This is a genomic window from Cupriavidus sp. KK10 (assembly GCF_018223725.1).
Classification (GTDB): Bacteria; Pseudomonadota; Gammaproteobacteria; order Burkholderiales; family Burkholderiaceae; genus Cupriavidus; species Cupriavidus necator.
On the sequence record NZ_CP073678.1, the window covers coordinates 863,155 to 887,106 of the forward strand.

A 23,952-nucleotide genomic window follows, 5' to 3' on the forward strand; every position below is an offset into this window, starting at 1 on the left:
AGGAGACAATCATGAAGCGACTCGATACGTTCTACATCCACGGCGAATGGGTGCCGCCCGTCGGCGATGCCTTATTCACGGACATCGTCAATCCGGCGACCGAAGCGGTAATCGGCACGGTTGCGCTCGGGGGCGAGGCCGACGTTGACCGCGCCGTCGCGGCGGCACGCGCGGCGTTTCCAGCGTGGTCACGCTCCACCCGCGAAGCACGCATCGCCCTGCTGGAACGGGTGGCCGACATCTACAAGACCCGCATGCCCACGCTGGCAGACGCCGTCACGGCCGAAATGGGGTCGCCGCTCTGGTTCAGCCAACAGCGTCAGGTACCTGCCGGACTGGCGCAGATCCTGTCCACCCTTGCCGCGCTGAAGACGTTCCCCTTCAGCGTGCAACAGGGCACGACGCAAGTCCTGCGCGAGCCGGTTGGCGTGGTCGCGCTGGTGACGCCATGGAACTATCCGTTGAACCAGATTGCCGCCAAAGTGGCACCGGCCCTCGCGGCCGGCTGCACCGTCGTGCTCAAGCCGTCGGAAATCGCACCGCTCGATGCGCGCCTGTTCGCCGAGATCCTGCATGAGGCGGGCGTACCGGCCGGGGTCTTCAACATGCTCTACGGCGACGGCCAGCTGGTCGGCCGCGCCTTGTCGCGCCACCCGGACGTGGCCATGGTCTCCATCACGGGATCGACACGGGCCGGCGTCGATGTCGCCATCCATGCGGCGCCCACGGTCAAGCGCGTGGCGCAGGAACTGGGCGGCAAGTCGCCGTGCGTGATCCTGGATGACGCCGAGCTGAAGACGGCCGTGACGACCACCGTGGTCGCCTGCATGATGAATTCCGGACAGACCTGCATCGCCCCGACCCGCATGCTGGTGCCGCGCAGCCGGCATGCCGAGGCGGTAGCCATCGCTGCTGCCGTCGCCAATGGCCTGCCGGTGGGCAACCCGCTGGACGACACCAGCAAGATCGGGCCGCTGTCCAGCCGCCGCCAGTACGAGCGGGTGCAGCAGATGATCGAAGCCGGTATCCGCGAAGGCGCACGGCTGGCGGCGGGCGGCCCCGGCCGGCCCGAAGGGTTGGACTGCGGCTACTTCGCCCGCCCCACGGTGTTCGCCGAAGTCAGCAACCAGATGGCGATCGCACGCGAAGAAATCTTCGGCCCGGTCATGAGCATGATTCCGTATGACGACGAAGACGAAGCCATCGCCATCGCGAACGACACCGACTATGGCCTGGCTGCCTACGTCTGGAGCGGATCGCCGGACCGTGCCGCGCGCGTGGCAGGTGCGATGCGTGCCGGCACGGTACAAGTCAACGGCGCGACCCTGGACTTCACCGCGCCGTTTGGCGGCTACAAGGCTTCCGGCAACGGACGGGAATTTGGCGAGTACGGACTGGCGGAGTTCCTGGAGTTCAAGGCCGTGCTGCGGACGGCCTGACCGTATCCCCGCGCGCCGGCGGGATCGGCACGGCCGGTCCCGCCGGGATATCGCCCGCGGGGGCAGCTATGTACGCGCCGTGGAGGTCGTCATACCGGGGCGCGGCATGTTGATGGGCCAGCATGCGGTTCCCCATGTCGCTGCTTGGCCGGCCGTCGGCGTGTATCGCCTGCAGCATCGCAATCAGGGCCTTCGCTGCCGCCTTCGGCTCCCATTGCTTGCGCACTGCGCAGTCGATGCGTACTGGCGGGATCTGGCAGACATCATGCAGCGTGACAAAGCGCTCGCGGAAGTATTCGGTCAGTGAGAAGCCGATATCCGCCAGCCCGATCGCATCGGAGCACTCCACCGCCTTGCACGACAGGGCCAGGCTCTCGATCTTGTGGCAACGGCCGAGCCAGTCGTCGCCGCAGAGCCTGGACAGCGAAGGATACAGCGACGAATGCCAGATCTCCGAGGGCAGGATGAGAGGGAAATCCGTGAGCCGGGCATTCGCCGGCGGCTTGCCAGCCAGTAGCGGATGCCCGCGCCGGACAAATGCTTCCGGGCAGATTTCGGCGATGGGCTCGCACTGATACTGTGGCCGGTCACAGAACATGGATGCCATGCCAATGGCCACGTCCACGTCGCCGCGTTCGAGCATTTGCAGGCCGCGCTCCTTGGTGCACGAGCAGAGGTCGAGCCTGACCTCCGGGTAGCGCGCCAGCAGGCGCTCGATGCCACGGGTCAGCAGCCATTCCAGGGTTGGGGGAAACACGCCCACGCGCAGCGTTTCCTTGCCGGGTTCTGGCTTGGGCATGCCAAGCAGGTCAGCGGCATCCGCCAGCAGGCGCCGGGCGCGCTCAAGGAATACCTGCCCCTCCTCGGTCGGCACCACGCCCTTCGAGGTACGACGGAAGACCGGATATCCGAGCCGCCGTTCCAGTTCGGCAACGCTCTTGGTTGCCGCCGACTGCGTGATGCCGATCACGTCCGCAGCCTTCGAGAAAGAGCCGAAGCGGCCAACCGCGACCGCGTGCTTCAGGCGAGCGTCCATCTGGTATTCCCCCCGAAAGAGTTTGCGCGCGGGGCACCCGCCGCCGCGCGATTGCCAGTCAGTCCTTATAGGTGGGGTCCATGCGTTCCACCTGACGCAGCAAGGCGGGCCATTCGCGCTTGCCGAAGGTATTGTCGCGGGTGTCCATCACGGCACGCGTGTCGTCGATGGCCTGCTGGTCCGGCAGGGTCAGCCCGGCACCGCATGCCATGGCGTCTACCTGCGTGCGGCAGGCCATCTCCAGCCAGTACATGCGACTGAATGCCTCGGCCACGCCCGGCCCCACCGCAAGCAGACCGTGGTTGCGCAGAATCACCACCTCATGGTTGCCCAGGGAATTGACCAGGGGCGCCTGCTGGCCGAGCTGGAGCACCGGGCTGTCGAAGTCGTGGTAGCCGGTCTTGCCGTAGAAGCGCAGCGCGGTCTGCGTCATGGGCAACAGCCCCGACGCCAGCGCCGACAAGGCCATGCCGGCACGGGTGTGGGTGTGGATCACGCACGACACATCGGGCCGGGCCTTGTGGATGGCCGTGTGGATCACCATGCCGGCGCGGTTGACTTCATACCCGTGGGCGTTCTGCGGTGCCAGCAGGACGTTGCCGTCCAGGTCGATCCGGATCAGGTTGGATGCGCAAATCTCGGTGTACAGGTAGCCGTACGTGTTGATCAGCAGGTGTTCGGTACCAGGTATGCGCAGCGTGATGTGGTTGTAGATGAGGTCCGTCATGCCGTACCGGTCCATCAGACGGTAGCAGGCGGCGAGTTCCACGCGGGCGCGCCACTCGGCCTCGCTGACGAGGCCTCGCACGGCGTCCTGGGGAACGGAGGTTTGCTGGTTCATGTCAGGCTCCTCATTCCACCCGGATGTTTCCGGCCTTAATGACCTTGCTCCAGCGCTGGCTCTCCGCATCGAAATAGCGGTTGACCTGCGCCGGGGTCATGACATCGGCCTCCATGCCGTACTCGGCGATGCGCTTGCGTACGTCGTCCTCCCGCAGCACTTCAGTGGTCGTCTGCGCCAGCTTGTCGATGACCCGCTGTGGCGTCCGGGACGGTGCAACGATGGCCAGCCACGACATCGCCACGGCATCGGGATAGCCAGACTCCGCCAGCGTGGGGACATTGGGCAGCGCCGGCACTCGCTTCGCGCCGGTGAACGCGATCGCACGCAACTTGCCCGACTTGATGTACGGCCCAAGCAGTTGCAAGGTATCGACTGTCATCTCGACGCGCCCGGCGATCAGGTCCGGCAGGACGGCGGCGGCACCCTTATAGGGCACGTGATTCAGCTTGATGCCGGCGTGCATGGCAAACAGTTCGGCAGCCAGGTTCGCGGTAGAACCGGCACCCGAGGTGCCATAGCGCATCTGGTCCGGGTGTGCCTTGGCCCATGCCACCAGTTCCTGCACCGAGCGGACCGGCAGGTCGGCGTTTACCACCACCAGCAGCGGCACGCGGGCCATCATCGCCACCCCGGTCAGGTCCTTGAGCGGGTCGTAGGGCAGCTTGCTGTACAGCAGCGGATTGGTGACGTGGGCCGGCGATGTGGTCAGCAGGGTATAGCCATCCGGGTCCGACTTCACCACGTAATTGCTGCCAATCTGCACGTTGCCGCCCGGCTTGTTCTCGATGTAGAAGCTGGTGCCAAGGCGCGCGCCCAGCTTGTCGCTGACGAGGCGGGACACCGTATCGATCGGTCCGCCCGGAACGGACGGCACGACGACCTTGACCGGCCGCGCGGGGTAGGACGGCTCGGCCGCCCGGGATGCGTTGATGCCAGACACGGCGGCTGCCGCGATGGCCAGCATGGGGGCGAGGCGCTGGAATGCGCGCATGGGTAGTCTCCTGCCTGTTGTCGTTATGTGTGATGAAAGCCGCTGGCACGCAGTGCCGCGGCCTCATTCGGGCTGAACTGCCTTCAGTCGAGCAGCGCAACCTGTACGTCGCGCTTCCCCTCATAGGGATCTCGACCGTGCCATACCTGCAGGTTGTCGAGGATCATCAGATCGCCGTCGCACCACTGCCAGCTGTAGGTGTAGCGGTCGCACACTGCATTGATGTGCGCGACGTCTTCGTCGCTTAGCCGTTCTCCATTGGCGAGGAACATGCCGGTGGGGTATTTCCTGTTCTTGCGCATCTCCGGGTCCAGGACCTTCATCGCGGTGTGATCACGATGCAGGCCCGAGCGGTACAGCTTCTTGCCGGTGACGGGATGGTGCAGGAACGGGTCCAGCGTGGCGAAGACCGTCAGCGAGCCGTCGTCATGCCACAGCGGCTCCAGGCCGCGGCTGGCGCATCGCGCTTCGACCTCGGCGGGCTCTTCCGTGCCGAACGCATGGTTCCAGCCATGCCGGTCCTGGTCTTCGTACGACGACTCGACGGTGTCTGTCCTCGGGCCATAGTTCAGTGCCGAGCGGATGCCGATGGCGCTGATCTTCGCCACCAGTTCTGGGCCGATGCCCTCGACGAACTGGCGCGCGTCGGCAATTGTGGTGGCGCCGCCCACGGGAGCCGTCAGCCGGGAGAAGAAGGCGATGCGCTTCGGGTACTGCCGCCGGTACGCCATCTCCGAATGCACGCCGAGCTTGACGCCTGCATCCAGGCGGGTCGATTCCATGACCCGGCCGGCGATCTGCAGGCGGGGGGCGCGTCCACCCACATAGCCGTCCTGGAACGGCGGAAACTGGTCAACGACGTCGGCAAAGTCCTCAGTGTCAGGCGTAGGAAAGCCGCGCAGCACAATGCCGCCGTGGCGGACGATGAGTTGTTCGAGCGCGGGCTTCGCCTGTCGCGTCCAGGCGCGGAAGCGGTCGCGGTCCAGCAAGGCCTCGCCCTTCGGTTCGATGAAGAGCGGCGGCTGCCCCGGCGCGCGCTCGTGGCATCGGACGTCATTACCCAGGGCAGAGATCAGGCTCGGATCGAGCGATTCCGGGATCGTATTCATTGCAGTTTTTCCAGTTGTGTCGGTGGACGGGGCTCCGCTGCGCCTTGCTTCAGCCCAGAGGTGTCGGAGGTCTACTGTACGGAGCGAGGCAGGCCTCGGTGATTCCCCGTCTGTTTGCGGTGATTCCAATCTGGAATACTGAGAGCCACCCAAACCATGGACGCGATATGCGATGCGAATAGACGACCTGCGAGCCTTCATGCTCGTTGCGCAACACGGCAGCCTGCATCGGGCGACGGAATACCTCGGGGTGACGCAGTCGGCGCTATCCAAGGCGCTCGGACGGCTGGAAGCGGATACCGGCATGCGCCTGTTCGAGCGCAGTTCACGCGGTGTAACGCTTACGCCGGTAGGAGAGTCAATGCTGGCCCGCGCGCGGCAGGTCGTACTGGCCGCACATGACTTCGAAAAGGAAATCGAAGCCCAGCGCGCGGCCCGTTCAGGAAAGATCCGGCTCGCGGCGACGCCCTATCTCGTTGCCACGCTCCTGACACCCGTGATCGCGCGGTTCCTCGCGCATCGCCCGTTGGCAAGCTTCGCCGTCGAGACGCGTCTCACGCGTGGGGCAATCCAGGCATTGCAATCTGGCGAGGCCGACTTCGCCTGTGGCGGCCTCACCGCCGACGTGCCGGGCGATTTTTGCCGCGCCCTGCTGCAACCGCTGCGGCTGAACATCGTCGCCCGGGAAGACCACCCCCGGAGACAGACGTTCAGGGCACTGCCCGACCTTATCAACGAGCGTTGGGCCCTGCCGCAGACCTCATCGAGCCTCTATCAGGTGATGGCCCACCAGTTCGCGGAAGTTGGCCTGCCACCACCGCACGTCGCGGTGGAATGGACTGGCTCGGGTGTCCCGATTGCTGAATTGCTGCGAAACACTGACTTGCTCGGGCTGCTGCCGCACCGCACGCTGGCGGGACCGGATGGCCACGGCTTGTGCGTTATTGCGGATGGCGAAAGGCTACGCGAGCCCGACGTCGCCCTGTTGTGGCGCGACGATGGCTATCTTTCCCCGCTCTGCCTAGAATTCCGCGAGGCGCTGGTGGCGTTCAGCAGGGAAGGCGAAATGGGCACGACGCAAAAGTCCAAAGACTAACCTGGCTGATCACTGTTGCAGTCGATTATCAAAGCGCAATAGTCAAGGTGACGCGCACATCGGATGCACGCTTAGCGCGCCGCCGTTGTAGCTGGACGGCACGTTGAAGCCGAAATTGTCGCCGCGTATCAGCACGATGTTGGGGCGTTAGGCGGCGCCGGCAGGGCCCGCAAAGCAGCCCCGCGAACCCGCCCGGCAAGGCGCGCGCGCAGGTGCGCCACTGCAGGCGATCTGCATTCAGGGTTGTTTCCGTGGGATGGGAAAGAATTGCGGCCGCGCTTGTGGGCCACCGGGTGAGGACGGCGGCGCGCGACGCGGGAAAGAATCAGCTGGCGGGAACCGCCCGCGCGGTCAGGGCGGTGCCGCGGGTGGTTGGTATGGGTCCGGCGTGCCCATTGGAATCAGCGGGAACTTCTTCACGCTGGCCTCGAACGCTCCCATCATCTTGAGCATGGGTCCGAGTACCCAACTCGCGTAGGCGCGCTTTTGCTCATCTTCGCGCGGGTTGGTGTAGAGGTCGAACAGATATGGTACGGCGAGCTTGAGAGGCGGCGCTTCCATATTGTCCTGCTGGTAGAAGTGGGCCTTGAAATTCTGCCACTTAACCGCCTGCAGGCGGTTGTCGACCCAGATCAGGATGCCCTCGCGCGCGGACTTCGCGGTCTTGCCCTCGAAGAAGGTGGCCTGGTTCACGCCGTCGATGGGGCGGTCACCCTGTACGCGCGCGCCGGCCATACCGGCGATGGTCGGAAACAGGTCCACGCCGTGCACGATCTGGTTGCTCACGGCGCCGGCGGGAATTTTCCCCGGCCAGCGAATCATGAAGGGCACGCGGATGCCGCCCTCGTACGCGGTGAAATACTGACCGCGCCAGGGGCCAGCCCAACCGTCCCATGGCCTGAAGTATTCAGCGCCGTTATCGCTGGCGAAGATGACGACGGTGCTATTGCGCAGACCAAGCCGGTCGACTGTATCGAGCATCTTGCCGACGTTGTCATCCATTTCGGCCAGCATGTCGGCCCAGTCGCCGTTTCCGGTCTTGCCGGCGAAGCGCGGATTCGGCACCGTGGGCAAGTGCGGCTGTGTCAGGCTGGCGAAGGCGAAGAAGGGCTTCCCGGATTTTGCCTGCTGCTCCATGAAGGCGATCGAGCGGCGCGTGAGTTCCGCATCCATCAGACGGCGCTGCTCCATGTCGTAGACCTTCAGTTCGCGGCTCTTTTCTCCTTTGCGGCCTTCCAGGATGTATTCTGGCTTCATCCGCTCAGGCGAATAGCCGTTGGAGCCCGGCCACATGGCCTCGTTGGTAGTGCACGGAATGCCATACCACTCGTCGAAGCCCTGGTCATTGGGCAGGCGCCCGTCATGGCTGCCCAAGTGCCACTTGCCGAAGAGCGCGGTGGCATAGCCGGCGTCAGATAGAGACTCGGCGAGGGTGACTTCCCACTGCGTCAGGCCTTCGGCCGCGCCGCCGATCGGCACCGCGTAGGTGCCCGAGCGGATGGCATAGCGGCCGGTCATCATGCTGGAGCGGCTCGGCGTGCACTGCGGCTCCATGTTCATGTTGGTCAGGCGCATGCCCTCGGCGGCTAGCTTGTCGATGCGCGGCGTGGGTGCGCCGCGCAGTTCTCCGCCGCCATAGACCCCCAGCTCGCCGTACCCGAGGTTGTCGGCAAGGATGAACAGGATGTTCGGCTTCTGCGACGCCTGCGCCGATGCAACCGAAGTGAGCACTGCCCCTGCGGCAAGCAGAGCGGCAGCGACGAGCCGAACTGCCCGCCGAGCGGGCGCTGACTGTATCGGATGGATGGGTTTCATGCCGGCGTTACCTGGATGGATTGGGAAGGAATGCATCAGCCGAGCAGCGTCCTGACCCGCACGGCCGCCCGGGAGCCGGCGCCGATCGCGCCGTCGATGAAGCCGCGCCAGCCTTCCCCGTGGTCGCCCTGGCCGAAGATGACGCGGCCGCGATCTTGCTGGAAGTGCGCGTAGTATTTTCCGAACCAGCCCGGCCGATAGTTGGCCCAGGTGCCGAGGCTGTAGGGGTCTTCGGTCCACGGGTAGAACTCAACCTGCTCCACCACTGCGTCGGGGAAGAAGTCCCGCAGGGCCTGCTGCACGGCGGCCTTGTCGCGATAGTCGATTCGCTTCGGATCAGGCCCGAACGTGACGAGAATGGTATGGTCGTCGGCCATGGCATAGGTCGACGTCAGGGAGAGCGGGTGCGTAGGCGATGCCAGGGCGGTCACGCGGCCCTCCGCAAGACGCCCCTTCACCTTCGTCAGCAGTTTGATGCCCACACCCGCGTGCCGCTCGCGCCCGGCGGCCACCACCTTTTCATCCAGAGGCGGGAAGAACTGCACGCCGGGCAGCACATTCATCGGCAGCGCCACGATGACCCCGGCCGCGCTCAGTCGCTCGCCGGTGGCCGTGGTGACGACCACATGGCTGCCCCGGTCCTCGACCGAACGTACGGGCGTGCCGAGGCGGATTTCCGGCTTGCCGTCCGCCACCATCTTGTTGATCAGACTGACGGTGCCGTGCTTGAAGCGATAGCGCCCCGCCGCATCGCGCAGCGCCGGCAGATTGCCGCCAGGTAGCGCCCACCAGCGGTTCACATCCACCTGCGATGCCAATTCCGGCGGGCAATGCGCTAGCCCCGCCGCGTAGCATTCGAGGACCACCTGCTGGACCGGGGTCAGCTTCATGCCGCCGATGACATCCTGCGCGCTAAGCCGGTCGCTCCCAGTGATGGCTTTCCAGCCGTGGGATGCGTCGTACGGGCGCTCCCACATCTCGCCCGCCTTCGCAAAATACTGGTTGAACGCGCCGAAGACCGCACCCAGTTGCTCGGGCGACTTCAGGTATTCACGCCGGCCGTCCACCAGCACGACGGTCACAGCGCCGGCCAGATCGACTTGAGCATCCGGCGTTTCCACCACTTCCAGCTTGTAACGTTGCACCTCCGACCAGACGAAGGGTTGCGACCAGTGGATCCAGGTGCCGCCCAGTTCGACCTGGTGGCCGGCGAAATCGCTGGTATGCGTACGGCCGCCCAGGCGATCGCGCGCTTCCAGCACCAGCGTGCGGTAACCGTTCTTGCAGCAGGCGAAGGGCTGGCGTACGTTCGGCATCTCCATGTCCGAGAGCAGTTCGACGCTCCAGGGGCGCGCCGTCGGCGCTACCATCGGGCATTTGCAGGGAGGGGGCGACTGGGCCGTCCAGACAGCGGGACCGACTGACCATGTAGGGATCGTGATTCGCGACGAGACCTTCGCCCAGTATGCCGAATACCTTGGCGGCGTCGATGGTATGTCGTGGGCCAGCCTGCCCTTGCTCGAAACCAGCCAGCCGGCACGCCAGCACGCCTCGGCCGGCATCGGCAATTGCCTATTGGCTGCCGCGGACAATCCTGGAGCCCTAACGCATCAGGCGGCGCGCACGGCGTTGCGCGATAGCATTCTCGAACACCTTTTCTGCCTGCTGATCGATGCACAACCGGCCCGGCGCCGCAATGACGTGACGCGGTTGACCTACAGCGAGATCGTCAATCGCAGCCGCGAACACTTGATGAAGAACCCGGGTTCGCCCGCAGGCCTCCTAGAGTTCTGCCAACTGCTGCGCATCAGCCGTCGGACGTTGCAGACTGCCTTCTTGGACGTCACAGGTGTTACTCCACAGGCATACATGCGTGCCGTGCGACTCTCATCGGTACACAAGGTGTTGCGAAAGGCCGATGCGCCGGAGATCAATGTTGCGGCCGCCAGTTGGGGCTTTGTTAACATGGGTAGGTTCGCGGCGGACTACCGGCTCATGTTTGGCTATCTGCCGTCGGAGACGGCTCGAACCTGTGGGACGCTCCATTTGGCCCGCTGGCCCTTATTTCGGCCGCCTCCTCGGGGGCCAGGAAGTCGACATTCCGCCTGCCGGCCGACATCACTCGGAATGTCCGCCCGACATGACAGCCGGGCTCTTTCGTGTACCGCAGCAAAAGTGGGACCTCCGCAATTTGTGTGACGACGGCGAACTGGGGTGGAGGATGTTGTAGTCAGCGTGGAACGGCCGCCGCCCGCCGTAGAACAAGGGAAAGTTGTCACCGACTCCGAAGCACTGTCGTCAATTTGCGTGGGGCGCATTAAAAACCTTGGGGTTCGGCTTCAGCAATTCGCCCTAACCGGTCGAGGAACTCGGCCACTTCAGCGGGTAGCTCCGCCATGCGCCGTCGGAAGGCGGTGAGTCTTTCGCTTAGATCGCCGTTGATGAACTCGCCTCGCTGGAACTTGTCCTGGCGCGCAGGGCAAAGTCCAAGCACCCGCCTTGCGAGTTCCTGGCCGAACAGATCATTCGGAACTGCACCGGTAGTCGGCACGATCGGGACATTACAGGCTCGGAACCTGCCGAATTCTCTGGCGAGGATAAGTGAAAAGCGGGACAGCGTTGGGCGGACGGTCTTCCCGCCTGTCTGGCCAACAACTCGCCCTCATACCGCAATAATTATCGGCATTGTGTTTTGCTATGCATTTTCGGATGGTGCGAACGGGGGCGCGGATAAAATTGTTAAGAATCAGTGGCTTATTGTGCCCTCGTCTCCGTCCGCTAACCGGGCATCTGCCGCAGCCGCGTTGATCTTAGATGGGGCGGCCCGCGCAACATCCACGTGCGCGGCGTGGCCAGCGTCCGTGGGCGCTTCAACATCCGCGGCAGGACGGATGCATTAGGAAGTCAGCACACGGCAATAGGTGGAACTGCCCGGCCCCTGTCGTGGGAAGGAAGTCATTCCACGTCGAGGATGGCGGCGTGGGCCTGCGTTGCCGTGGCGTCGACCGGGAATACTATTTACCATTATCCGAATAATGGTAAGTGATTAGCTGGATATAATGGATCACAGGGCCGAGAACTCGGCGCTGGCTTTGCCCCGGTCTATGCGCTGGCCGACGGGCCCCGTCGCCGGGCCCTGCCATTGACGCGGCCCAGACTACCCCTGCCCCAAGCCTCCCATGAATACGTCGCCCCTCACGCCGAACGCACTGCCTAGCCCAGTATTGCCGGGCGGGCTTTCCGACGCCGAGCTGGTGCGCACATGGCTAGACGCCAAGGCCGCCGCGGGTCTCGGTCTGCGCGCCAGCACCTGCAGTCAGTACGAGCTCGAGGCGCGGCGCTTGCTTTGGTATGCGGACGCGCAGGGCCGGCCTCTGGCCACCTGGCAGGTGACTCATGCCAGCGACTACCTTACCTTCTTGCGTGACCCGCCCGCGCACGCGGTCAGCAACGGCCGAGTTCGCCGCGGCAGCGCGGCTTGGCGACCGCTGCGCGGCCCGCTTTCCGAAGCATCGCGACGCCAGAGCGCAGTCATCGTGGGTAGCCTGTTCGACTGGCTGGTACGGGTTGGGGCTCTGCGGATCAATCCGTTCGCGCCAGTGCCGCGAGAGCGCTCTGCCACAGGGCCCGGCTCCCAGCGGAGGTTCCTCGAACTGGAACAGATGGCAGCGGTATTCGAAGCGATTGAAGCACGCCCGGCGCCGACGCGGTGGGCGCAGCTACACCAGGCGCGCGACCGCCTGCTAGTTGCGCTGCTGTTCCAGACCGGGCTGCGCGCCTCCGAGGTGGCTGCACTAACTTGGGCGGATTTCGAACGCCATCCTGGCCGGTCCCGTGCGTTCTGGACCGTGCGCATCCGTCAAGCCAAGGGGGGCAACGATCAACTGGTGCCCTGCGACAACGCGATGGACGAACTGGCACGCTTTCGCCGTTTGGTAGGGCTGCCGCCCATGCCTAGCACCACCGACACCGCAGCAGTCATCCCGGCGATCGCCGGTGGGCGTCAACGCGCTGTGCCGCCGGTCGATCCGTTTGAGCTACAGCGAAAGCTGAGCCGGCCGCTTCGTACGCGCCAGGGAATCTATGCCATCGTGCGTACAGCATTTGCGGAAGCGGCCGACCGTCTGGAGCGGGAGGACCGCAGCGAAGAGGCGGCCAGGCTCCGAGGTGCGTCGACGCACTGGCTGCGGCATACGCATGCCACGCATCTGCTACGCGCCGGCGTGCCGGTAACCGACGTGCAGCGCGCCCTGCGACACCGCGACATCAACACCACGCGGCGGTACACCCACGAGGCGCTGGAAGATGTAGCTTTTGCGCTGGCCGGCAAAATCCCGGGCGCCGCGTAGCGTGTCAGACGCCAGCCATTCCTGCGCTCTCTCGCTGTGTGGGGCGGTTGCCTTCGGCTGGCCGTGGAAGGCGGTGAAGAACCGGGTGCGAGAACACTCTATGGCTCTGCCCGGTGAGCAATAAATTCCCTGCGGTTGGGTCGAAGTCAAGCTGACCTAGCATTGGCGCATGCGGTTATGTGGCCGGGGTACGTCCGCGCTTGCCATACCGTTGAGAGGCCGGTCGTCGCACCTGGATCGAGCCAATATTTTCCGGGGACTCCGCGGCGGAGGCACCAAGCGGACTCGAATGCCGGCGTCGCCCAACGCGGGAAGATCGGTGAGCCGTGCGGGGCACCGTCCCAACATGGGAAGGTCGGCGAGCCGCACTATGAGCGTCCCAGGTTATGAAAACTAGCAGCCGTAGATGGGACCATCACAACTTGAGGTGGTCGTAAAGCGGGCCTAGCAGCGGATCAACGTGGAAGGTCGGCGCGCGCATATCTGGCACCGTCCCAACTTGGGAAGGTTGGTGAGCTGTGCCGGGCACCGTCTCAACTTGGGAAGATCGGCGAGCCGTGTGGGGCATCGTCCCAACTTGGGAAGGCTGGCGAGCCGTGCCTGACACCGTCCCAACTTGGGAAGGTCGGCGAGCCGTGCGGGGCATCGTCCCAACTTGGGAAGGCTGGCGAGCCGTGCCTGACACCGTCCCAATTTGGGAAGGTCGGTGAGGCGCGCCGGGCACCGTCCCAACTTGGGACGGTCGGTGAGCCGTGCGGGGACAGTCCCAACTTGGGAAGGTCGGCGAGCCGTGGGGGCACCGTCCCAACTTGGGAAGATCAATTGAGCCGCGCCGGGCACCGTCCCAATTTGGGAAGGTCGGCGAGCCGTGGGGGGCACCGTCCCAACTTGGGAAGATTGGCGAGCCATGCCGGGCACCGTCCCAACTTGGGACGATTGGCGAACCGTACGGGCACCGTCCCAACTTGGGACGATTGGCGAGCCATGCCGGACACCGTCCCAACTTGGGACGATCGGTGAGCCGTGCGGGGCACCGTCCCAACTTGGGAAGGCTGGCATCCGTGCGGGGCCGTCCCAATTTGGGAAGGTCGGTGAGCCATGCCGGGCACCGTCCCAACTTGGGAAGATCGGTGAGCCGTGCGGGGCACCGCCCCAACTTGGGAAGCTTGGCGAGCCGTGCGGGGCACCGTCCCAACTTGGGAAGGTCGGCGAGCCGTGCGGGGCACCGTCCCTATTTGGGAAGGTCGGCGAGCCGTGGGGGGCACCGTCCCTATTTGGGAAGGTCGGCGAGCCGTGGGGGGCACCGTCCCAACTTGGGAAGATCAATTGAACCGCGCCGGGCACCGTCCCAATTTGGGAAGGCTGGCGCGAGCCGTGCGGACCGTCCCAATTTGGGAAGATCGGTGAGCCGTGCGGGGCACCGTCCCTATTTGGGAAGATCGGTGAGCCGTGCGGGGCACCGTCCCAACTTGGAAAAGTTGGCGAACCGTGCGGGGCACCGTCCCAACTTGGGAAGGTCGGCGAGCCATGCGTGCGGCGCACCGTCCCAACTTGGGAAGATCATTGAGCCGCGCCCCTGGCACCGCCCCAAACTGGGAAGATCACCAAGACGTGCCAGGGACCGTCCCAACTTCGGAAGGTCAGCGCGCGTGGCCCATGCGGAGCGTTGGGCAAAAAAAAGCCCGCTCGAAGCGGGCGTGGTTACCTGAAGCTGTACTTACTTGGGCTGGTGGTGAAACGATTCGCTAATGAGCTGCCGGATTTGCGTCTCCAGGGCCTCGGACAGGACCCCAGCTCTGATTTTCACAGTGAAGCCGTTGACGTCCTTCGTAATGGAACCAGCCTGTTCCTTGCCGGAAAAAAACTTGTCAATGCTTCGCTCACTCGCGGAACTTGGCGCCGAAGCGCGCCGGGTTGCGAGTGCTTTGATAGCGCCAGCGACTTTACCTTGCTCCATCTTTCCCGATGCTACGAGCGGCCAAATCTCCTTCGCAGCATCGTTGCCGGCTTCTCCATACTTCCGAATCGTTGTGACAATGGCTTCGGCCGCGCTTCCGCCAAGCAGTCGCGGCTGAAGGTCGAGATCCTTCAACACGAAATCTGGCAACTGCGCGAAGCTAAGGAATCGATAGAGACCGCTCTTGGACAGGCCGAGCGCCTCCGCAAGTCGTACGCGGGACGGAAATTCCTTCTCTGTCCGCCGGACAGACAGCGCAATTTCATAGTCGGAAAGGTCGTCACGGCTGATATTCTCGACCATGGCGAGCACCGCCATATCAGCATCAGAACACTCCACGACGACGGCCTTGACGGTATCGAGCCCAAGCATTTTGTGGGCGCGCCAGCGGCGCTCCCCTGCCACAATCTGGTAGCCGGATTCAGCGCGGCGTACCACGATAGGCTGCATGAGCCCCACCTCACGAATGGACTCTGCAAGCTCTGACAGCTTGAGTTCATTGAACACGCGCCGAGGCTGCCATGGGTTCGGCACAATATCGGCAACAGCCAGTTGCGACGCGACGCCGGTTGCCTCCAACTCCTGGACACGGAGTTGCGCAACGGCCAGTGCCCCAGTGAGGCCTGGCGCGGTCTGGGTTCGGTCGCTACGCTTGACTTCGTCCTGATTAATTGCCGAGGTCTTGCGGATGCCCGCCGTCTTAGCCAGCAGCTGTTCTCGCATATTGCTCATTGCGCGCTCCTCCATTTTTCTGCGTAGATCTCATCCAACCACCGGCAATAGTCCATGATCGGCTGACGCACGCGGGTCAGCGACTTGGCCGCGCTATGCGTGCTACTCACGTCGAACACCGTCGAGAATGCCAGCGCCCCAGTGCTCATCACCGAACTCGCCGGCACTTCGATCGAATGCAGCCACTTCTCATAAGCGCTCTGCGCCCAGGCACGCACGATGGGTGCCGACGAGGTGCGCCCATAATCGACCTTGGAGAGCAACAACGAGACGAAGTCGTATTTCTTGTCGGCTTCATACTTGATGAAGCTTTTGGAGACGTCTGAAAACAAGCGCCAGAAAGACAGCGAGCTGATGAAGTCCAGGTTCTCAGGAACCATCGGCATGACCATCGCGTCTGCCGCAAGCAAGGCGTTCAGGTTCATGTAGGAAAGCGAGGGAGACGTATCCATGAGGATATAGTCATAGTGCTTGCGCAATGGCTCCAACCCTTCCCTCAGCACCGTCCAGAAGCGAAAGCCAGGCTTGATTTTCTGCATCGCGGGCAGATGGAACTCTGCCCCAATCAGTTCGGTGTGCGCTGGAATCAAGTCAAGGCCATCCCAATAGGTTGACTGGATGCTTCCCTGTAGTCCCCCTTCGATTTGCTGATCATAGATATAGGGCAAGACCGTGTCTTCCGGCGTGACATCCTTCTCGGCATACAAACCACATAGTTCCGAGAGCGAGGCCTGAGGATCCAGGTCGACAACCAGGACTTTTCGGCCACGCAATGTCAGCCCCTGAGCCAGACACATAGTCGTGGTAGTCTTGGCCGAGCCGCCCTTGAGCTGGGCGGTGATAATGATTTTTCCTTCAGGCTCTCTCGTGCCTGTGACGAGCGGCGTCTGATAAATGTCGGAGACCTTCTGCACCCAGATGCGTGCCTCCTCCAGCGTGAAGGTCCGGGTACGTCCAGTACCGGCGGCCTTTCCTGGCGGCAATTCTCCATCTCCCTTGGTCGCGAGGTACTGAACTTGCGAGTGGGAGATGTTGCATAGGTCTGCAATCTCCCCCGTCTTAAAAATCGGGGCGGTTTTTCGCGGCCGCGGTGCGAGAATCGTCTCGCGAAGTTCATCCGTAAAAATGGTGACCCTTTCCGCGAACTGAGATATCTGTTCTAGCGGTACAGTTCGGTCGACTGCTGGAAGTTGGCTCGTTTTCACCATTCTGAGGTTTATCCGGAAAATTCGAGAAAGCTCAGAATACAGGAAATCCATGAGCAACGGCTCATAAATCGCTGATTTTGAATAAGAGTTTCTTTGAAAACAACGATTTTGCCTAAGCTTTAGGCAGTTTTGGGACGTCTTGGGGTTCACATGAGGTACCCGATAAGCTCTGGGAGATCCCTCGACTTATTGGCGGACCCAAAGCGTGACACAAATGACCTCACCTTCAATGGCTACATCGCCTTTCGGGCGCCGGCAAGGTGAGGTCATTTGTGCCGTTCGGCAAAACCGGAGAAGTGAACTCGCCGAAATCCGGCACAATGAAACTCACCTTCGTTCCCGTCCAGCCAAAGTCTTGCCCAGGGCTTGGTATGGGGAGGGCACCTGCTCGGCGTTTCCGCACAATTGACCTCACCTTTACACGGCCCAGACAAAGAAGTCCGTCAGGCAAGAACAGTGATGGTGAGGTTATTTGTGCTGCTCTGCAGCATGGTCTAGTGCTGGAGCAGCATCTCGTCGCAATGACACCCCTTTTCAGGGCTGGGAGTCAGTGAGCGAGGGTGCACGTGCCAGCCGATGCACAATCAACCTCACCATCCTTTGAGCGGCCAGACCCTTTCATCGGACGGTGAGGTTCATTGTGCAAGGTTTAACCTCGGCAATCGCCAGCACAAAAAACCTCACCTTCATCTCATGCACAAAGAACCTCACCATGAGGCTGAGCGCGGGTCATTACAGGACTTCCAGCGATCCTCTTGCCAGCTCCGTAGCGTCGGACAGGTCCGTCGATCCTATTGCTTCGGGGCAATCCCGGTTAAATCACATCAATCGGGACGCAGAAATGGGTACGCACGTGTGCAGAACTCGAAGGGTCCCGACACGCACCGTTCGCATCGTGACTGCCGGCGTTATGTTGGTTGGATGTTTTTGAAGTAAACCACCCAACTTACCAACAAAGAATTGCGTAATCCTTGTTGATCAAGGACTTAACCTTTCAAAGGTGAGGTTAGCTGTGTCAAAGGTGAGGTTCCGTGTGTTGCGAAGGTGCGGTTTACTGTGTGATGACGGTGAGGTCTATTCCCCGACAAGGTGAGGCTCATTGTGCAAACACCCCGAAGGTGAGATCTATTGTGCGTCACCTGTGGACAAGTCCGCTTTGCCCAGACTGGTCCTAGGCTTGAACGATTCGCGTGACGGAGATCGGTGAGGTTGGTTGTGCATCAGGTGAGATTCATTGTGCGCATTGACCCACGCTGACCCGACAGCCCGACGGATCAACATGAAGGTGAGGTTTGTTGTGTTGACAGGACCTCACCATCACATGCTAGAGTCGCCCGAGCAATAAAACGAGCGGGAAGACGCGTATGGAGACGGACAATCCGGTGGAGGTCAAAGCGAGGACGACGCCTCGCCAAATGGCGCTGGCATTGTTTGAGGACATGTTTGACCTCGGGATGCCCATCAACGAGGCCAACCGTGAAATTGGCTATCAGCGCAACAATTTCTTCACGGAAATTGTCAACATGGGATTGGCGGCACGACGGTTCCTGGATGCCGCGTATTTCATCGTGGCACAAGAGCCGGAGGTTCCTGAGCAATACGATGTTGAGCTGAACTACTTTAAGTGGTTGATGCGCTATGACAGCCGGAACCTGAAGCACCTGCGTACTATCGCGGACGAGGCGCAGAACGCCAAGGTTCGCGTGACCAATACACCGTCAGACCGGGAGCCAGATGAGAACGATATCTGGGTCCAGGTCCAGCTGATCGGCATGGTGGCGATGCATCGCGGCCGCGTCCGTTTCGATGTGCATCACAGTTTGATCCCGCATATTCGAGATCCCCGCAAGTCTCATTGGCTCAGCCTTCGCATCTCAACGGCATTTACCCGCAGTCTCGCGCGTGCGATCTATGACAAGGTCTTGCCGAGTGTGCCCAACGGGCGTACGGACTGGATCAAACTTGATGAGATGCGGACCTGGCCGGGAAAGATGGGCGCGAATGCCAACATCTTCAAATACTTCAAGCGCGACTGGCTGGAGCCTGCGGTCCGCGAAATCAATGAGATCTCGGACATCGAGCTGTCCTACGAGACCAAGACCGAGTCCACTTCCTCGAAGAAGGTTGACCGGATTCGCTTTCTCCTCAAGCGTAAGGACACGGCCGACGCTGTCATGGCAAGCCTGTCCGATGCCAGCCAGATCTATAAGATTCTTAAGGAAGAGTTCAACCTCTCAACCCGGCAGTTCGGCGAGCTCTCCGAGAACCGCGAGACATGGAATGATGATCGCATCCTGCAGGCGATCGAGTACACGCGCTTCAAGCTCAATCGCGGTCAGGTCAAGAAGAGTCCCGCAGGCTATTTGATGAAGGCCTTGCGTGACAACTGGCGCATGTCAGAGGCTGAGCGCACGATGGTCCAGGTCCAGACCAAGCTGCTTGTCGAGGAAGAACAGAAGGACGCCGCGAAGATCGCCGTCAAGACCAGCGTGGAGCGCAGTGTTGCCTCGCGTGAAGACGAGACCCGCACTCGCATGAATGAAGAATCGCGGCAAGGGCGCGAGCACTTCGGGGCAGCGGATACCAAAGCGCGAGGGGATTTTGTCCGGGCATGGTTGGCCTCGCGCGAGGGCAAGCTTGTGTTGAAGCGGATGAGGCTGGAGGCATCGTCCGTATCCGAAGACATCATCCTGGCGAATTCAGAGTTGGCATGGTACCTGGGCCAATTCGTGTTTGGGCGTATGGCCTCCTTGCGCGCCTGAAGGCCGCAGCTTTCCTGCCTGGCTGATGGTGTTTTACCCCAGATCCTGTTATGACGAACCGGCTCTTTCCTTTCGGGGTGGCATAGGAGCCGGTTCGGCTTCCATATATTCAGCGGGCAGGAGTCGGAGGTATGTCCGGCGGATCTCGACACGTCAGCCAATCGTCCCATTCGCGGCTAGACACGGAGTGTCCGCTCTTCGGTGAGGCTGTTTGAAAACTCGTGTCAGAGGGGCGTCAGCAAGCCAGACCGCTCAGATCACGGTAGGCGGTAGGATCGCAACCTCTGGCTTGCCAGGAGAAGCAGCAGACCGCAACCTCACAAATGCCTGAGCCTCAATGCCAGACAGGCTTCCGCGAAGATCCGCAGCTGGAGAACAACGTGTACACGGAATTGGCATCGACGCAATTCTCAAGCAATGAGCGAAAGTGCCGGTCGCAGAAGCTCTGGGCCACGCTGGCCAGCATGTGCAGGTGTGTGTAAATATCCCAGTCCGGGAAGAGCAGGACGACGAGATCTCCTACCGGCTCCCCGTCTGGCGCATTGAACGATATCGGCTTCAAGAGTCGGACGTAGAAAGCTATTGCCTGCGGTATCGCCGCAATGCGGCCGTGGGGGACGGCCACACCTTGACCTAGGCCGGTCGATCCCAACGCTTCACGCGCGGTAAGAGCGGCGGCGACTACTTCGGCGCTCAGTCCATACCGTTCGGCAGCAAGCGCACCGAGGCTGTGAAACAGCGACGGCTGGTCCGGAGCGTCGAGTCGGAGCACGACATTCGCTTCGCACAGGAGGTTTCCGATCGACTGCGCCAGAGGCCGAGTTTGGCAGCCAGAATCAGGGCGTTGTACCCCGCCGCCTCGCATCAAGTCCCTCCAGGCATCAGTCGGTTCAGCTGGGACTTCGACAAGTTGCCCCACAACCGCCCCTTGTGCAGCCTCTACGATTTGAAGCATGGCGTCGCTGACAGCTGCTTTCGGGAGGGTCAACGAAAGGCGCATACGTGCGCCTCCCGGCAATATGGCCAGGCGGATTGACCAGGACTGATCGGTGCATTCCCGAATCAAGGCGTGCCGCGGCGGGGCGGCGTGCTTTGCATCGATGGTGATATGCATTGTCACGCAACGGCCTGCACGGACAGGTGCGTCGTTGACATCCGACCCGGTTCGGAGGATAGGCCGTTGAGTGATCGAGGCGCGTGTCACGCTATCCATGCCGCGTGAGCGGTGCCGTAGTCGTGCCGGGCGATCTCGTTGCCATCGCGATCGAATGTGACGAGGATCGCGCCATCGCGCCTGGCCTGGACGGTCGCAGCCACCACCGCGGCCTCGCGGGTAGGATGGTGTGACTCTGCGTTCCGCGCGCGCTCGTAGATGACATCCCATCCGTTACCGTAGGGGACGACTTGGAGTTCGGCGGACATGGGGCTCCTTTTGCCGACCAACACATTTCACTTACGAGCGTCGATCGCGCATTGTTAGCTGGACCTGCTTTTGGGCTGCCTTCACGGAGAGCGCCGAGCTAGCAGGCCCTGAGGGGGGCACTCAGTGGGCAAGCCTGTCAACGCATCGAGGCAAGGATGCAGACGGATAGACGACAAGCGCAGGGGGTGCATGACTGGTGCGTGGCCGGTGCACCGTGAACTCGGATGGGACCTGCGCGTGCGGGGCATTGACCAGCGTGACGGGTACGCGGGAGCGTCGCATGACCTTGGCCGGAGTACCGGCACCTGCAAGGGCCAATACCCGCGCCCAGGCTGACAGACCCAACACGATACCGTCGCATTGGCACGCCTGTGCGGCATTCAATATCGTATTCGCGGGCGAGCCGATGCCGATCTGCGCCACGTAATCCACGCCGGAATCGTCAAGGATTTCGGCTGCACGTGCCAGTGCGGCTTCCCCTTCCTTGCGTTCTCGCTCTCGCAGCTCAGCGAGGGAGTGGTAGGCGCTGGCCTTTCCATGCTCAATCGGAGCTTGCACGTTGAGCAGCACAATCTGCGAAACGCTGCCCTCTCTATTGAGGAACGCTGCGTGCCGGACGGCCCATAACGAACTATCTGAGTCGTCAACAGCGACGAGGAGCTTGATCATGGTGGTTCAACACTGGTAGCGGCACCGCGCTAGCGAAGATTTGTCGGCGCGGAAGTCCTATGCAACCAGCGTATGCGAGATCGCGTTTACCTTGCATCAATAAATGGCATCAGCGCATAAAGATCCGATAAAGAAGCACCGGCCCGATCTGGCGGTTCCTTGCTCGATGACGGTGGGCAACCAGCAAGCGCATTGGAACGGGCAGCCCTGGAGTCATCTCAGGTGTGAATCTGCCGCTGTTGATCAGGCCGCCAACAGGCAGCGAGGTGATGTTCTGTTCGCTTGCCTGGGCCGTTTGGGCTGATCTTTATGCGTTCTTTATACATACCGATCACCTTTCTACCCAGTTTTTACGACCCCGTCGCTAAGCTCCAAGCGGAAACCACGCAAGGGTGTTTTGTCATGGACGGGATCTTTCTGATCGTATTGATTGGCTTTGCCGTGCTGAGCGCGGCCCTGCTGGGGCTGTGCGTCGTGCTGGCCCCGCAATCTTCGGCGGGCACCGGGCACGGCGGTCCGCATAACCAGTCGCTGGCAAAAGACAGCGCGTCGGACAGGGGGCTGTGATGAGCTGGACCGATCTGCTGAGCGGCGCGCTGGCAGCCGCCATTTTTGTTTACCTCCTCGTTGCGCTGTTCCGGCCGGAGAAATTCTGATGTCCTCGCAATTCGTGGGCCTGCTGCTCCTGTATCTCGCCATCCTCCTGGCGTGCGCACCGTTCCTTGGGCGCTATCTCCGGCGTGCCGTGGAGGATGGCCGCTACGCGCTGACCGCGTGGGGGCGCCCCCTGGAGCGACTGCTGTATCGCCTGGGCGGCGTGCGCGCCGACGCCGAGATGGGGTGGAAGCAATACACCGTCGCGCTCCTCGCCTTCAACCTACTTGGCGTGGTAGCGGTCTACGCGCTGCAGCGCCTGCAGGGCATGCTGCCGCTGAATCCGCAAGGCTTCGGTGCCGTCACGCCGGACTCGGCCTTCAACACGGCGATCAGCTTTGTCACCAATACCAACTGGCAAGGCTATGCCGGCGAGTCGACCATGGGCTATCTGACGCAGATGCTCGCGCTTACCGTGCAGAACTTCCTGTCCGCCGCCACCGGCATCGCCGTGGTGTTCGCGCTGATCCGCGGCTTCGCGCGCCAGAGCGCGGCCACCATCGGCAACATCTGGGTCGATGTCACGCGCATCACGCTGTATGTACTGGCGCCGATTGCCACGGTGATCGCGCTGGCGCTGGTCAGCCAGGGCGTGATCCAGAATTTCGATGCCTACAAGGAAGTCAGCCTGGTCACGCCGGTCGAGTACAGCCAGCCCAAGGTCGATGCGGCCGGGCAGCCGGTGCTCGATGCGCAGGGCAAGCCGGTGACGGAAGACCTGAAGACGGACAAGCAGACGCTGGCGATGGGGCCGGTCGCCTCGCAGGAGGCCATCAAGATGCTTGGCACCAACGGGGGTGGCTTCTTCAATGCCAATTCGGCGCATCCGTTCGAGAACCCCAATGCCCTGGCCAACTTCATCCAGATGCTGGCGATCTTCCTGATCCCTGCGGCGCTTTGCTTCACCTTCGGCGAGATGGTTGGAGACAGACGGCAGGGCGTGGCGGTGCTGGCTTCCATGACGGCAATCTTCGTGGCCATGGCATGCGTGGCCGCGCTGTCCGAGCAATCGGTAAACGCAGCCTTGTCCGGCCTGCCTGTGGACCATGCCAGCTCGTTGCTGCAGGCGGGCGGCAATATGGAAGGCAAAGAGACGCGTTTCGGCATCGCGGCCTCGGCATTGTTCGCCACCATCACCACCGCGGCTTCCTGTGGCGCCGTCAACAGCATGCATGACTCGTTCACCGCCATCGGCGGGGCGGTGCCGATGCTGCTGATCCAGCTGGGCGAAGTGGTGTTCGGCGGGGTCGGCTCGGGGCTGTACGGCATGCTTGTCTATGCGGTGCTCGCCGTGTTCATCGCCGGCCTGATGATCGGCCGCACGCCGGAGTATCTCGGCAAGAAGATCGAAACCTACGAAATGAAGATGACTGCCGTGGCGATCCTGGTCACGCCGCTGCTGGTGCTGCTCGGCACGTCGGTGGCGGTGATGGCCGAAGCGGGGCGCGCGGGCGTGTTCAATCCCGGCACGCACGGCTTCTCGGAGATCCTCTACGCGCTCTCGTCGGCGGCCAACAACAACGGCAGCGCCTTTGCGGGCCTCTCTGCCAACACGCCGTTCTACAACACGCTGCTGGCGGCGGCCATGTGGCTTGGCCGGTTCTGGATCATCATCCCGGTGCTGGCGCTGGCGGGCTCGCTCGCGGCCAAGAAGCGCGTGCCGCCCAGCGGCGGCACGATGCCGACGCACGGCCCACTGTTCGTCGTCCTGCTGGTGGGGACGGTATTGATGGTCGGTGCGCTGACCTATGTGCCGGCCCTGGCGCTCGGGCCGGTTGCCGAGCAGCTGCAGGGCACGGTGACGGCCACCGCGGCGAAGTAAGACGACCACTGACGAAGAGATATCGAGCATTCCGACACGTCCGGTA

19 protein-coding genes are annotated in these 23,952 nt (G+C 62.6%); 8 read left to right on the plus strand and 11 right to left on the minus strand.

Going from position 1 to position 23,952, the window contains the following annotated elements:
• Positions 1 to 11: 11 nt before the first annotated feature.
• Complete coding sequence (locus tag KB879_RS35265; protein WP_211982404.1) at positions 12 to 1,439, plus strand: aldehyde dehydrogenase family protein; 1,428 nt, start codon at positions 12 to 14, stop codon at positions 1,437 to 1,439.
• Here KB879_RS35265 and KB879_RS35270 read toward each other — a convergent pair.
• The 4 genes from KB879_RS35270 to KB879_RS35285 form a co-directional block, all read right to left on the minus strand.
• A complete protein-coding gene (locus KB879_RS35270) occupies positions 1,414 to 2,475 on the minus strand; it encodes a LysR family transcriptional regulator (RefSeq protein WP_211982406.1) in 1,062 nt (353 codons plus the stop codon). The two genes, KB879_RS35265 and KB879_RS35270, sit on opposite strands and share 26 nt — an antisense overlap.
• A 58-nt stretch (positions 2,476 to 2,533) precedes the next feature.
• Positions 2,534 to 3,316: a class II aldolase/adducin family protein gene (locus KB879_RS35275; protein ID WP_211982408.1), complete on the minus strand. Its 783-nt coding sequence runs from the start codon at positions 3,314 to 3,316 to the stop codon at positions 2,534 to 2,536.
• 10 nt (positions 3,317 to 3,326) lie between these two features.
• The gene (locus KB879_RS35280) at positions 3,327 to 4,310 is read right to left on the minus strand and encodes a tripartite tricarboxylate transporter substrate binding protein (RefSeq protein ID WP_211982410.1); all 984 of its coding nucleotides are present in this window, start codon (positions 4,308 to 4,310) and stop codon (positions 3,327 to 3,329) included.
• Between the two features lie 83 nt (positions 4,311 to 4,393).
• Complete coding sequence (locus KB879_RS35285; protein ID WP_211982412.1) at positions 4,394 to 5,419, minus strand: TauD/TfdA family dioxygenase; 1,026 nt, start codon at positions 5,417 to 5,419, stop codon at positions 4,394 to 4,396.
• Between the two features lie 172 nt (positions 5,420 to 5,591).
• Between KB879_RS35285 and KB879_RS35290 the strand changes: the two genes are divergently transcribed.
• On the plus strand, positions 5,592 to 6,515 hold the full coding sequence (locus tag KB879_RS35290; RefSeq protein ID WP_211982414.1) for a LysR family transcriptional regulator: 924 nt from the start codon (positions 5,592 to 5,594) through the stop codon (positions 6,513 to 6,515).
• Positions 6,516 to 6,866: 351 nt separating this feature from the next.
• On the opposite strand, the gene KB879_RS35295 is transcribed toward KB879_RS35290, so the two are convergent.
• Both KB879_RS35295 and KB879_RS35300 read right to left on the minus strand, forming a co-directional pair.
• A complete protein-coding gene (locus KB879_RS35295; RefSeq protein ID WP_249221360.1) occupies positions 6,867 to 8,246 on the minus strand; it encodes an arylsulfatase in 1,380 nt (459 codons plus the stop codon).
• Between the two features lie 119 nt (positions 8,247 to 8,365).
• Positions 8,366 to 9,646 carry an NAD(P)/FAD-dependent oxidoreductase gene (locus KB879_RS35300; protein WP_211982418.1) on the minus strand — a complete coding sequence of 427 codons (1,281 nt, stop codon included), beginning with the start codon at positions 9,644 to 9,646 and terminating at the stop codon, positions 8,366 to 8,368.
• 4 nt (positions 9,647 to 9,650) lie between these two features.
• On the opposite strand from KB879_RS35300, the gene KB879_RS35305 reads away from it, so the two are divergent.
• Complete coding sequence (locus KB879_RS35305; RefSeq protein WP_211982420.1) at positions 9,651 to 10,529, plus strand: helix-turn-helix domain-containing protein; 879 nt, start codon at positions 9,651 to 9,653, stop codon at positions 10,527 to 10,529.
• Positions 10,530 to 11,509: 980 nt separating this feature from the next.
• Positions 11,510 to 12,679 carry a site-specific integrase gene (locus KB879_RS35310; protein WP_211982422.1) on the plus strand — a complete coding sequence of 390 codons (1,170 nt, stop codon included), beginning with the start codon at positions 11,510 to 11,512 and terminating at the stop codon, positions 12,677 to 12,679.
• A gap of 1,717 nt (positions 12,680 to 14,396) precedes the next feature.
• On the opposite strand, the gene KB879_RS35315 is transcribed toward KB879_RS35310, so the two are convergent.
• Together KB879_RS35315 and KB879_RS35320 are read right to left on the minus strand one after the other, a co-directional pair.
• On the minus strand, positions 14,397 to 15,368 hold the full coding sequence (locus KB879_RS35315) for a ParB/RepB/Spo0J family partition protein (protein WP_035817758.1): 972 nt from the start codon (positions 15,366 to 15,368) through the stop codon (positions 14,397 to 14,399).
• Positions 15,365 to 16,576, minus strand: coding sequence for a ParA family protein (locus KB879_RS35320; RefSeq protein WP_013958495.1), 1,212 nt, complete (start codon positions 16,574 to 16,576; stop codon positions 15,365 to 15,367). The genes KB879_RS35315 and KB879_RS35320 overlap by 4 nt, the downstream gene beginning before the upstream one ends.
• 1,364 nt (positions 16,577 to 17,940) lie before the next feature.
• On the opposite strand from KB879_RS35320, the gene KB879_RS35325 reads away from it, so the two are divergent.
• Entirely contained in the window at positions 17,941 to 19,338 is a 1,398-nt protein-coding gene (locus tag KB879_RS35325) for a replication initiation protein (protein ID WP_211982424.1), read from the plus strand.
• Between the two features lie 334 nt (positions 19,339 to 19,672).
• On the opposite strand, the gene KB879_RS35330 is transcribed toward KB879_RS35325, so the two are convergent.
• The 3 genes from KB879_RS35330 to KB879_RS35340 all read right to left on the minus strand — a co-directional run bounded on the left by KB879_RS35330 (position 19,673) and on the right by KB879_RS35340 (position 21,430).
• Positions 19,673 to 20,452 (minus strand): PTS sugar transporter subunit IIA, encoded by a 780-nt coding sequence (locus tag KB879_RS35330; protein WP_249221361.1) that lies wholly within the window; start codon positions 20,450 to 20,452, stop codon positions 19,673 to 19,675.
• A gap of 86 nt (positions 20,453 to 20,538) precedes the next feature.
• The gene (locus KB879_RS35335) at positions 20,539 to 20,760 is read right to left on the minus strand and encodes a DUF2188 domain-containing protein (protein ID WP_211982428.1); all 222 of its coding nucleotides are present in this window, start codon (positions 20,758 to 20,760) and stop codon (positions 20,539 to 20,541) included.
• A 121-nt stretch (positions 20,761 to 20,881) separates the two neighbouring features.
• Positions 20,882 to 21,430 carry a universal stress protein gene (locus KB879_RS35340; RefSeq protein ID WP_211982430.1) on the minus strand — a complete coding sequence of 183 codons (549 nt, stop codon included), beginning with the start codon at positions 21,428 to 21,430 and terminating at the stop codon, positions 20,882 to 20,884.
• A 402-nt stretch (positions 21,431 to 21,832) separates the two neighbouring features.
• Between KB879_RS35340 and KB879_RS35345 the strand changes: the two genes are divergently transcribed.
• Genes KB879_RS35345 through kdpA form a run of 3 tightly spaced genes read left to right on the plus strand, consistent with a single transcriptional unit; the run spans position 21,833 to position 23,906 of the window.
• Positions 21,833 to 21,997 (plus strand): hypothetical protein, encoded by a 165-nt coding sequence (locus KB879_RS35345; protein WP_211982432.1) that lies wholly within the window; start codon positions 21,833 to 21,835, stop codon positions 21,995 to 21,997.
• On the plus strand, positions 21,997 to 22,086 hold the full coding sequence (gene kdpF, locus KB879_RS35350) for a K(+)-transporting ATPase subunit F (RefSeq protein ID WP_078199188.1): 90 nt from the start codon (positions 21,997 to 21,999) through the stop codon (positions 22,084 to 22,086). The genes KB879_RS35345 and kdpF overlap by 1 nt, the downstream gene beginning before the upstream one ends.
• Positions 22,086 to 23,906, plus strand: coding sequence for a potassium-transporting ATPase subunit KdpA (gene kdpA / locus KB879_RS35355; protein ID WP_211982434.1), 1,821 nt, complete (start codon positions 22,086 to 22,088; stop codon positions 23,904 to 23,906). Before kdpF ends, kdpA begins: the two co-directional genes overlap by 1 nt.
• The last annotated feature ends 46 nt before the right edge of the window (positions 23,907 to 23,952 follow it).